We start from the raw sequence: 11165 nt of genomic DNA, 5'->3' as shown, positions 1-11165 counted from the left end.
ACAGACACGGGTACAAACAAGCCAAAAGCTCGGGTTTATTTGGAATGCAAATCCAAGGAGCAACCACGATATTTGCCGTTAATATGAAGAGGATTATAAAGCTAATCAAGGAAAAAGAGGAGAAATAGAGAGGAAATTGAGCACATATTTCCTTAACTTCAGATAGAAGTGCTCAATTTTTTATTAAAATCGTCATTTTATTGATTGTTTACGACTTAATAATTTATCAAACTTTTAAACCGTAGGTTTTTCAGTTCCCTCGCGTCAGCACGAAGGGGGCTCATCAGCCGCCTGCGGAAAGCGGAGTGTGTTTCCGGAACGATGTGCTTCACAAAATAATGAATTAAATAAGTCCACTATTTATATCAAATTCAAACTTAAAAGAAACAAAGGCCAAGAATAAGAAAGAAGGTCTCATCTTGCTGGAAGAGACCTTCTTGTCTATAATTTTGTAATGGTGAATTGATCATTTAACAATACCCAGTTTTGTGGGAATGCTAACCCAAGCTTCCAATAAGAGATGCCGAGTAATCCTAATTCTTTTATTAAGTTAAATTTCGCTTGTATGGATCTGGCATCTTCAAACCAGACCTCATGGTTATTCCCCTCGTTATCTGTATATGTGAAAAATGGTGCTTGTGCTGTGTAATCATATTGGATTGGTACATTATTCTCCCTTGCAATTGTAATTGCCTGCTGTGGACTAACAGCGCGCGCTGCAGCACCACCCTGTACAAATGGAAGGGTCCAATCATATCCATATAGATTTTGCCCTAATAAAATCTTATTAGCGGGCATTTCCGTTAAGGCATATTCAACCACTCTTCTTACTTGATCTAGTGGGGAAACAGCCATTGGTGGCCCGTAACTATATCCCCATTCATACGTCATTAATACAACAAAATCGGCAATTTCCCCGTGTGCACCATAATCATGTGCTTCATACCATGCACCTTCCTGTGTTGCACTTGTTTTTGGTGCAAGTGCTGTAGACATTAATAGCCCAGCTTGGGATAAGCGATCTTTTGCTTTACGTAAAAAGGCATTATATGCTTCTCGGTCATCTGGTGGTAAGAACTCAAAATCAAAATGTACATCAGAATAGCCTCCTGCTTGAGCAGCATTAACTATATTATCTAGTAGTGTATTTTGCACGGCTTGGACTGTAACAATAATATGCCCTAATTCATCACTGAACCCTTCATCTTCTAAGTTAGTTACGACAAGCATCTGGGCAGTATTATTTGCCTCAGCAATTTGCCTAAGATTTCCTAGTGGTGGAGGTTGTAAGGTCCCATCACGATTTACACGATAACTAAAATGAGCTAAGTAGGTAAGGTATGGAGCAGTTTTTTCTGCAGCATTTTCAAGTGTTTCAGAAACACTATCACCAAAAGGCTCGATATAGGCATTTGAAGTGATTGGTGGTTTCGTTGGTGGTTCAGGAATATATAAACGTAGTCCAACAGGAAGCATGTTACCTACAGGGAAATTATTGATTTGGGCTAACTCCTGATATGTCATATTGAATCTGCTAGCAATGGAATATAAACTATCCCCAGGTTGGACGAAATAAAATTGTCCAACAATAGGAATAACGAGTGCCTGACCAATGACTAGATTATCTGGTGCATCTAATTCATTCGCATTAATAATGCCACCTATGGATGATTGATATGTATTGGCAATTGAAAATAAAGAATCCCCTTGTTGTACAACATGAATTTGCAATCAACTTCCTCCTTCTGTAATTATGAATTACTAAAACTATATGATAAGTGAAAGGAGGATATGCACAGCATTGAAGTATGTTAAAAGCCTTTAATTTGTTTGCTAAAATTCATCTGCAGTTTTAATATAGAATCAATATGATAAAAATTTATAAAAGCGTTGTGATAATGTGATAGATGAAATGTATATGCGACAAGCAATAAAAGAAGCAAAAAAAGCACAAGAAATGGAAGAAGTCCCAATTGGAGCAGTGATTGTCTATAAAGATGATATTATTGCTACTGGGCACAACATGCGTGAATCAACACAAAAGACACTATCCCATGCAGAGTTGATTGCAATTGAAGAGGCAAATAAAAAAATAAGTAGTTGGCGACTGGAAGATTGCACACTTTATGTGACGCTAGAACCATGTCCAATGTGTGCAGGAGCCATTGTGCAATCAAGAATAAAACGTGTCGTATATGGAGCACCAGATCCAAAAGCAGGATGTGCTGGTACAATGATGAATTTATTAAATGAAACAAGATTCAACCATCAGGTGGAGCTTGCGCGTGGCATATTGGAAGAGGAATGTTCGTTACTACTAACGAACTTTTTTCAAACACTTAGAAAAAAAAGGAAAACAAAGTAATGGTATTTATCATTGCAAAATCCTCCAAAACTCGCTATAATGATAACTACCGTGCTAAGCGGGGAGGTAGCGGTGCCCTGTACTCGCAATCCGCTATAGCGGGGCTGAATTCCCATCCGAGGTGTACGACTGTGCGGTCTGCCTTAAGGGATTGGTGTTGACGCTCGGGTCCTGCGCAACAGAAACCCATGAATCCTGTCAGGTCCGGAAGGAAGCAGCAGTAAGTGGTCATTTCTGTGTGCCGCAGGGAAGCCTAGGCTGAGCCATGAACTTAAGTAACGCGTATAGTCGTATATCGACGATGGGTGCACGGTTATACATAAAAAAGTAAAAGTTAGCGTATATTGTCTAACTTCTTAAATCCCTTATCATTATTGATAGGGGATTTTTTAGCAAATAGGGAAATTAAAATCCCTATTTACATTAGGGTAGGTTAAGGCATCCGCTGTAAGGCTTGGTTACTAACAAGTTTTCTGAAATTCATGTTAAATGATTTCATCCTGACAGTTCACATTCCACCCTTAAATCGGTTATAATGGACAGTAGAATGTAGAGGGGAATCTGCCTATGAGTTATCAAGCTTTATACCGTGTTTGGCGTCCAAGGAAATTTAGTGATGTTGCAGGACAAACCCATATTACTAGAACACTGCAAAATGCAATTGCAGAAGAAAAGTTTTCTCATGCATATATATTCTCTGGACCAAGAGGAACGGGGAAGACAAGTGCGGCGAAAATTTTTGCGAAAACGATTAACTGTGAGCATGCTCCAGTGAAAGAACCATGCAATGAATGTGCTGCGTGTAGGGGTATTCAGGATGGTTCCATTTCTGATGTAATTGAAATTGATGCTGCATCAAATACGAGTGTCGATGATATTCGTGAAATACGTGAAAATGTTAAATATGCATCAAGCTCAGTTCCATATAAAGTTTACATTATTGATGAAGTGCATATGATTTCTAATAATGCATTTAATGCATTATTAAAAACATTGGAAGAGCCGCCAAAACATGTGGTATTTATATTGGCAACAACTGAACCCCATAAGATCCCACTAACAATTCTGTCAAGATGTCAACGGTTTGATTTTAAGCCGATTTCTAATCAAGCAATTATGAATCGTATGAAAACTATAATTGAAGTAGAGCATGTATCTGTCTCTGATGAAGCATTGGAAAGTATTGCTTTAGCAGCTGAAGGTGGAATGCGGGATGCATTAAGTATTTTAGATCAGGCAATTTCATATAGTGAAGAAGCGGTTAAGCTTGACGATGTTTTAGCAGTTACAGGTGGTGTTTCTCAGGGAGTATTAGGCGATATTACAAAGGCTATGTATGATAAAAACATACAGGATGCACTTCTATTATTGGATAATATTATTCAAAATGGGAAAGACCCGGGAAGATTTGTATATGATCTGATATACTTTATGCGTGATTTGTTGCTATATAAAAGCGCCCCGAATTTAGAGGGTTTATTAGAAAGGGCTAGAGCAGATGCCGATTTTAACAGCTTAGCAAAAACGGTTACGCTTGAGTGGATTCAAGATGCAATCATGCAACTAAATCAATGCCAGCAAGAAATGAAATGGACAAATAGCCCCAAAGTATTTATAGAAATTGCAATTCTTAGCATTACCAATCGATATAATGAGCATGATACATCAGCACATACAATTGATACAGATGCAGTAATACAGCTAAACCAAAAAATTACGAGCCTTCAAACAGAGTTAAATGAACTTAAACAAAACCCTACTGTTGGTAGCATGCAACCAGGACCAGCAAAGGAAAAGCGAAAGGCTAATCGGTCATCCAAAAATAGTTATAAGGTTCCGTATGAGCGGATACGTGAAGTTTTAAAACAAGCCGAAAAGCCTGCATTAAAAGAAGTTCAATCAGGATGGGCTAATTTCTTAAATAAACTAAAAGGAATGAATGCCCCAGCACATGCAACCATACAGGATAGCAAACCAGCAGCTGCTTCAGAGCAGGGACTTGTTGTTGCTTTTCGATATGAAATTCATTGCTCGCTTTTTCTAGAACATCAGCAAACGGTAGAATCTGTATTAGCAAATGTTCTAGGCAAGCAGATGACGATTATTCCTATTCCAGAGAGTAATTGGACAGAGCTCAGATCTGAATATATCCAAAACCAAGAAAAGCCTCATGAAACCCCAAAAGAACAAAATGATCCATTAGTTGAAGAGGCTAAGAAATTATTTGGTGAGGATATCGTTGAAATACATGAATAAGGTTTAGTTGTCACAATTTTACTCGAATCAAGTAGCAAATATAACTTAAACTATCAAGGAGGTATTTCCATGAAGGGAAATATGAATAATATGATGAAACAAATGCAAAAAATGCAAAAGAAAATGATGCAGGCGCAGGATGAGTTATTTGAAATGTCATTCGAAGCTTCTGCTGGTGGTGGAATGGTTACCGTTGTAGCAAATGGTAAAAAAGAAATAACAGATGTGCAAATCAAGGAAGAAGTTGTAGATCCTGATGATATCGAAATGCTGCAAGATCTTATTCTTGCTGCAACCAACGATGTCCTAAAACAAATTGATGAGAAGACAAATTCCACGATGGGACAATTCACAAAAGGACTAAACATGCCTGGAATGTTCTAATTTAATTTGGTAATATCCACTAAAGCATAGGCGGCCTGAATGATAAAAGAGGACTTTTCTTTTAGGCGAAATAAAATATGTAGTATTTAATTTATTTCGCCTAAATGGCCGCTTCCGTTTGATTGCTAGGAGGCAAATGATGTACTACCCAGAACCGATTTCTAAACTGATTGATAGTTTTACGAAATTGCCAGGCATTGGTCCAAAAACTGCAGTGCGTCTGGCTTTTTTTGTTATTAATATGAATGATGATGATGTAATGGATTTTGCAAATGCATTGGTTAATGCAAAGCGGGAATTGTCACATTGTTCTGTGTGCGGTCATATAACCGATCAAGACCCTTGTGCGGTTTGTACAGATACTTCTCGTGATAATTCTGTTATCTGTGTTGTCCAGGATCCGAAAGATGTCATTGCGATGGAGAAGATGAAAGAATTTAGAGGGAAATATCATGTTCTACACGGTGCCATCTCCCCGATGGATGGTATTGGACCAGAGGATATTAATATACCTGATTTACTCAACCGATTAAAGGATGAAGAAGTAAAAGAGATTATCCTTGCAACTAACCCTAATATTGAAGGCGAAGCAACTGCAATGTACATTTCACGCCTTGTTAAACCATCAGGCATACGTACGACACGAATTGCACATGGTTTGCCTGTTGGTGGAGATTTGGAATATGCAGATGAAGTAACCTTATCTAAGGCTTTAGAGGGAAGACGAGATCTGTAGAAAAAGGTGAGTCGTTTGGGAAAGAACATAAAAAAGAAGGATATGGATAAGCAGTTGTTAGCTTCCATTTTTAGCTTTGAAAAAGAATGGAAACAAATCCAGTCAATTATGGATAGAAGTATCGATCCTACCCAAGATGGGTATGTACAATTAGCAATTGCCGAGGCAAAATATGTATATGCATTACGGGAAGCTAGACATCGGAGATTAAGTGCGATTCGATAATTTAATAGATTAATATAATGATATTGTTAAGCTCAAAACAAGGAGAAACCATTCTCCTTGTTTTTCTTTTGCTTACAGTTCTTTTTTCTCCTGTCATATCATATGTACTATAAGAGGACAAGAATGAGAGGGTGGGCGATATGAATTCTACAATGGTTATAACGATAATGGTTGCTCTTATTATTATTCTTTTACTAGTTGGGGCACCAATTAAGCCAATGCGATTTATTGGACAAGCTGCGATTAAATTAGGAATAGGTGTGTTGTTTTTATTTTTCGTGAATGTTTTTGGTGGTGCGGTAGGGTTACATATTCCTATTAATCTATTAACAACTGCTATATCGGGATTCCTTGGGTTATTTGGAGTAGCTTCACTTGCGGCGATACATTGGTTTATTTTGTGAAAATTTTCAAAGTTTCGTTGTATAGAATCCGTTAGATTAGGAGATACTAGTTTCTAACGGAGGTGGGAAGATGGAACAGTTAATTCGAAATGAGCATTGTGGCATCTGTGAAGAAGATAAGCAAGAAGGCATTCATTTATATAATATGTTTATATGCACAGCGTGTGAGCACAATATTATCCATACCGAGCCAAGAGAAGAGAAATACAATTACTACTTGAAGAAGCTGAAGAATATTAGTCAACCGAAATTATATTCATAGTCTATAAGAGGATGTTCAAAGAGTCCGGTAAAAATGAAATATTGAATTTCTAACGTTATGCTTTTCCGTTATTCACGTATTAATACCTGCGTATGAAAGCATATTTGGAGAAGTTTATTCCCCGGTGCAGGCCAGCAAAGATGTTTATTCGATGTGGTTGGCTTACCGCCTCGAACTTCTCGGCTCTTTTTATCCTGCTTTTTGATTTTATTAATGAAGGTCTTTGCTTGCAAAGGCTTTTTTTGTTGCCATAATAAAAGTAATAGAAACAAACGGAATGGAGAATTGAAATGTATCAGGGAATAACCCCATTATTTACGAAATTAAAGCAAATGGATAGCAATAATCCATTATCCTTTCATGTCCCAGGACATAAAAATGGACAAATATATGATAACAAAGCAATTGATTATTATGGGAAAATGTTAAAAATAGATATGACGGAGTTACCAGACCTAGATGATTTACATGCACCAACCGGTGTGATTCGTGAAGCGGAAGCCTTAGCAACTTCCTTTTTTCAATCTGAACATACTTTTTTTCTAGTAGGTGGAAGTACAGCAGGGAACTTGGCGATGATTCTTGCAGTTTGTAATGAAGGAGATAAGGTTATTGTTCAGAGAAATAGTCATAAATCTATCATAAATGGATTAGAACTAAGTGGTGCAAATCCAATCTTTATTACCCCAGAATATGACCAGCAATTAGGTCGGTATACAAATCCTAGTATTGAAACATTACAAAAAGCGCTTAAATTACATCCAGATGCGAAGGCAGTTGTATTAACCTATCCAGATTACTTTGGAATAACTTATCCAATAAGAGAAATGATAGAAATTGCACATTCCTATAATATTCCTGTGTTGGTGGATGAAGCACACGGTGTTCATTTTTCATTAGGTAGTCCTTTTCCAACCTCCTCCCTTCATTTAGGAGCAGATATTGTTGTTCAATCTGCTCATAAGATGGCACCAGCAATGACAATGGCCTCCTATTTACATATTAGAACAGAATTTGACTTAATGGATAAGGTTGCACATTACCTAGAACTGCTGCAATCAAGTAGCCCTTCCTATCCACTAATGGCATCTCTTGATATTGCACGACATTATTTAGCTACATTAGATCGTAATGATTTGCATGCAATTGAGCAGAGTGTGTTAAATGTTAGAAATATTTTAAGTGAATCGAACCATTGGAGTGTAGTACCAATTTCTGAAAAGAGTGATTTATTAAAAATAACGTTACACGTGAAACATGGGTTATCTACAGAAGAGGTCGTTCGAGCCTTTGAAAAGGAACAAGTCTATACAGAACTTAGCACACATAATCAAATATTATTTATTCATGGCTTAGCACCATTTGGAAAGGTCAAGGATTTAAAAAAAGCAGTAAAAAGCGTGAATGAACAATTAATAAATAGGGTAAAACATGCTACAATAGATATATCAAAGTTATTTAATGAACAAATTCAAGGTTTAGTTTTTTCCTATCAAACAATGAAAAGACTATCCCATATAGTCGTCCCCATCGACCAGGGGATGAATCAGATAGCGGCTGAGTCGGTAATCCCATATCCGCCAGGGGTACCCATTATCTTAAAAGGGGAAAGAATTACAGCAGCACATATCGAAGCAATACAGCACTTATTATCACAAGGTGTGAAGATTCAACAACGACATACAGGTATAAAGATATATAGTAAGGAAAACACAGGGCGTCCGGTTAGCGACGTACCTCCAGGCCTTTAGCCGTAAGAGATATAGGAAATGCAATGAACGGATTGTTTAAGGAAGTTCGACATGTCCAATGGTTATCATTCCATGAGGTGCGAGAAGTCTCGCTAACAGCACGGGCCCTAGAGATAGACAAATAAAGGAGATTATCTTTCGTGAATGGATATTTCATAACGTTTGAAGGTGGAGAAGGTGCTGGCAAAACGTCAGTCTTGAATCACCTATATGATCAATTACAACAACGTGGTTATGACGTACTTAGAACACGTGAACCAGGTGGAATTGAGATAGCAGAACAAATTAGAGAAATTATTCTTAATCCAGCCCATACAGACATGGAGGAGCGTACAGAAGCATTGTTATACGCTGCTGCGAGAAGACAGCATTTAGTTGAAAAGGTATTACCAGCTCTTAACCAAGGTAAAGTGGTTTTATGTGATCGGTTTATTGATAGTAGCCTTGCATATCAAGGCTATGCAAGGGGTTTGGGAATCGATGAAGTATTTGCTATTAATCAATTTGCTATAAAAGGCCATATGCCAGATTTAACATTATTTTTTGATATTGAGCCAAAAAAGGGTTTAGCACGTATCGCGTCGAATAAGGATAGAGAGAGAAACCGTTTAGATCGAGAGGAATTACATTTTCATGAGCGTGTTTATGAAGGATACAAAGTACTTCTTGAGAAATTCCCGTCAAGAATGCATGTTATAAATGCAGATCAAGCACTAGAAGATGTTGAAAAGGATGTATATCAATTGATTATCTCTTATCTTCATTAATGAATATAATATTGTTATTAAGGGAGGGAGAACATTGAAATTAGTTCTTGCAGTAGTACAAGATAAAGACTCCAACCGTCTTATTAGCGCATTAGGAGAAGGTAATTTTCAAGTGACCAAGCTTGCTACAACGGGTGGATTCTTAAAAGAAGGAAACACGACTTTAATGGTTGGTTGTAAAGATGAAAGAGTGGATGGTGTTTTATCGATTATTAAAGATAATTGTTCACAACGAGAACAAATGGTAGCGCCAATTTCCCCAATGGGTGGGAATGCAGATTCATACATTCCAAGACCAGTTAAAGTTGAAGTTGGAGGAGCTACAGTGTTTGTCTTACCAATCGAATCATTTTTTCAATTTTAAAAAGGAATACAGAAGCGCCCATGCCATGTACGGAGGTGAGGGAAGTCTCGTTAGTCGCTGTGTTGCTTAAGCTAGACAGACAAGATTAAAATTCCCTTTAAAGGAATAGGACCTGATAATATGAAGATTACAAATGAACTACAAACGAAAACAGATTCCAAGTTTACTCGTCAACCGGTAACAGATGCAAATACTTTTCATTCAACACTTCATTCACAAACAGTTCAATTGAAACAGCAAGAAATCGAAAAGCTAATGAAGAATATAACGATGCAAGGTGATAAGTTGGCGCGTTCTCGAACATTTCGTGACCTTGCGAAATTTAAAAGAATGATTAAAGACTTCTTGCAAGAGACGGTATCGAGTGGGTACAAAATAGAAAAGGATCATAGCTTTGGCTTTGGCGGCAATCGACAATTAAGTCTTGTGAAAGAAATTGATGAAAAGTTATTAAGTCTAACAGAAGAGATTATGGGCCAAGAGCAAAAAACGGTAAATATCTTAGGGCTTATTGGTGAGATAAAGGGACTGTTGGTTAACATATATACGTAACAAGGTCGTTGGAATAGGAGAAATGGAATCTCGGAATCTCGCCTATTCCAACTGATCAATTAAATATAGTAACATTCGATTTTTATGAATGTAAGGACGGGTACATATGCAAACATGGGCCGAATTAGAAAAGATACAACCACTTGCAAGTAAACTAATTACGAACAGCATTAGGCGGGATCGTATTTCTCATGCATATTTACTCCAAGGGGAACGTGGAACTGGGAAAGAAGCAATTGCTCTGTTAATTGCAAAAGGTATATTTTGTGAGAATAAAATAGGCATTGAACCATGCAATGCATGTAGTAATTGCAGGAGAATCGTATCCGGTAATCATCCAGACGTCCACTTGATTGAACCTGATGGAAAGTCAATAAAGAAAGAACAAGTTGAAAATCTCCAAAAAGAGTTTACTTATTCTGGGCTAGAATCGAATAGTAAGGTTTATGTGATAAAAGATGCGGATACATTAACGGTTAATGCATCGAATCGAATTCTGAAGTTTTTAGAAGAACCGAGCATTCAGACAACTGCAATCATGCTGACAGAAAATAGTAGATCCATTATTTCTACCATCCGTTCTCGTTGCCAGGTGATTGACTTAAAGCCACTAAATCCTATTTATTTCAAACAACAATTAATCGAAAATGGGATGGATAAAGAATCAGCTAGTTTGATGAGTGCATTGACCAATAATCAAAAAGAAGCATTTGCCTGGAATGAAGATGAGTGGTTTGCAGAAGCTAGAAAATTAATGGTACAATTGGTAGAAATGTTTTCATCAAAACCTGAAGACGTCTATCTATTCCTTCATAGTCATTTGGTACCTCATTTAAAAGATAGAAATGATCAAGAGAGAGGACTTGATTTGTTATTATTGGCTTTTAAAGATATCCTTTACTATCATATTGGAAACGAAGATGCACTTGTTTTCTTTCAATCAAATAATTCTTTATTGGAAAAGTTAGCAATGCGCTTTTCTCAGGAAAAATTAATGGATATATTAAATGCCATTTTACAAGCAAAAAGAAAATTGAAGCAAAACGTTCAACCGACTCTTGTGTTTGAACAACTTACACTTCAAATAAAGAGGTGAAAT

Annotated in this window: 13 protein-coding genes and 1 other RNA gene; 13 read left to right on the top strand and 1 reads right to left on the bottom strand. The window is 37.1% G+C overall.

Features of this window, described 5'->3' with window-relative positions; genetic code table 11:
- Positions 1–441: 441 nt before the first annotated feature.
- Entirely contained in the window at positions 442–1731 is a 1290-nt protein-coding gene (locus D8M05_RS15400; RefSeq protein ID WP_121133357.1) for a glycoside hydrolase family 18 protein, read from the bottom strand.
- 181 nt (positions 1732–1912) lie between these two features.
- Between D8M05_RS15400 and tadA the strand changes: the two genes are divergently transcribed.
- The 13 genes from tadA to holB all read left to right on the top strand — a co-directional run bounded on the left by tadA (position 1913) and on the right by holB (position 11162).
- Positions 1913–2365: a tRNA adenosine(34) deaminase TadA gene (gene tadA, locus D8M05_RS15395; RefSeq protein ID WP_220667592.1), complete on the top strand. Its 453-nt coding sequence runs from the start codon at positions 1913–1915 to the stop codon at positions 2363–2365.
- Between the two features lie 49 nt (positions 2366–2414).
- An RNA gene (gene ffs, locus D8M05_RS15390) (signal recognition particle sRNA large type) lies at positions 2415–2678 on the top strand.
- 254 nt (positions 2679–2932) lie between these two features.
- Positions 2933–4621, top strand: coding sequence for a DNA polymerase III subunit gamma/tau (dnaX, locus tag D8M05_RS15385; RefSeq protein ID WP_121133353.1), 1689 nt, complete (start codon positions 2933–2935; stop codon positions 4619–4621).
- A gap of 63 nt (positions 4622–4684) precedes the next feature.
- Positions 4685–5005 (top strand): YbaB/EbfC family nucleoid-associated protein, encoded by a 321-nt coding sequence (locus D8M05_RS15380; protein WP_342772270.1) that lies wholly within the window; start codon positions 4685–4687, stop codon positions 5003–5005.
- A 139-nt stretch (positions 5006–5144) separates the two neighbouring features.
- Positions 5145–5741, top strand: coding sequence for a recombination mediator RecR (gene recR, locus D8M05_RS15375; protein WP_121133349.1), 597 nt, complete (start codon positions 5145–5147; stop codon positions 5739–5741).
- Positions 5742–5756: 15 nt separating this feature from the next.
- Positions 5757–5966, top strand: coding sequence for a YaaL family protein (locus D8M05_RS15370; protein ID WP_121133347.1), 210 nt, complete (start codon positions 5757–5759; stop codon positions 5964–5966).
- 140 nt (positions 5967–6106) lie between these two features.
- Positions 6107–6370, top strand: coding sequence for a pro-sigmaK processing inhibitor BofA family protein (locus D8M05_RS15365; protein WP_121133345.1), 264 nt, complete (start codon positions 6107–6109; stop codon positions 6368–6370).
- Between the two features lie 70 nt (positions 6371–6440).
- On the top strand, positions 6441–6632 hold the full coding sequence (locus D8M05_RS15360; RefSeq protein ID WP_121133343.1) for a sigma factor G inhibitor Gin: 192 nt from the start codon (positions 6441–6443) through the stop codon (positions 6630–6632).
- Between the two features lie 290 nt (positions 6633–6922).
- A complete protein-coding gene (locus D8M05_RS15355; protein ID WP_121133341.1) occupies positions 6923–8383 on the top strand; it encodes an aminotransferase class I/II-fold pyridoxal phosphate-dependent enzyme in 1461 nt (486 codons plus the stop codon).
- A gap of 140 nt (positions 8384–8523) precedes the next feature.
- Positions 8524–9150 carry a dTMP kinase gene (tmk, locus tag D8M05_RS15350; RefSeq protein ID WP_121133339.1) on the top strand — a complete coding sequence of 209 codons (627 nt, stop codon included), beginning with the start codon at positions 8524–8526 and terminating at the stop codon, positions 9148–9150.
- Positions 9151–9184: 34 nt separating this feature from the next.
- The gene (locus D8M05_RS15345) at positions 9185–9514 is read left to right on the top strand and encodes a cyclic-di-AMP receptor (protein ID WP_121133337.1); all 330 of its coding nucleotides are present in this window, start codon (positions 9185–9187) and stop codon (positions 9512–9514) included.
- A 120-nt stretch (positions 9515–9634) separates the two neighbouring features.
- Positions 9635–10066 (top strand): YaaR family protein, encoded by a 432-nt coding sequence (locus D8M05_RS15340; RefSeq protein WP_121133335.1) that lies wholly within the window; start codon positions 9635–9637, stop codon positions 10064–10066.
- Positions 10067–10172: 106 nt separating this feature from the next.
- Entirely contained in the window at positions 10173–11162 is a 990-nt protein-coding gene (gene holB, locus D8M05_RS15335) for a DNA polymerase III subunit delta' (RefSeq protein WP_121133334.1), read from the top strand.
- Positions 11163–11165 lie beyond the last annotated feature (3 nt).

Origin of the sequence: Oceanobacillus bengalensis (assembly GCF_003628445.1) — a bacterium.
Classification (GTDB): Bacteria; Bacillota; Bacilli; order Bacillales; family Amphibacillaceae; genus Oceanobacillus; species Oceanobacillus bengalensis.
The sequence above is the reverse complement of the archived record's forward strand: the minus strand, read 5'-3'. Positions and strand labels throughout refer to the sequence as shown.

Coding starts and splice junctions, on each gene's coding strand:
- dnaX (WP_121133353.1), top strand. CDS start 2,933: ATGAGTTATCAAGCTTTATACCGTGTTTGGCGTCCAAGGAAATTTAGT.
- D8M05_RS15360 (WP_121133343.1), top strand. CDS start 6,441: ATGGAACAGTTAATTCGAAATGAGCATTGTGGCATCTGTGAAGAAGAT.
- recR (WP_121133349.1), top strand. CDS start 5,145: ATGTACTACCCAGAACCGATTTCTAAACTGATTGATAGTTTTACGAAA.
- holB (WP_121133334.1), top strand. CDS start 10,173: ATGCAAACATGGGCCGAATTAGAAAAGATACAACCACTTGCAAGTAAA.
- tadA (WP_220667592.1), top strand. CDS start 1,913: ATGTATATGCGACAAGCAATAAAAGAAGCAAAAAAAGCACAAGAAATG.
- D8M05_RS15355 (WP_121133341.1), top strand. CDS start 6,923: ATGTATCAGGGAATAACCCCATTATTTACGAAATTAAAGCAAATGGAT.
- D8M05_RS15340 (WP_121133335.1), top strand. CDS start 9,635: ATGAAGATTACAAATGAACTACAAACGAAAACAGATTCCAAGTTTACT.
- D8M05_RS15365 (WP_121133345.1), top strand. CDS start 6,107: ATGAATTCTACAATGGTTATAACGATAATGGTTGCTCTTATTATTATT.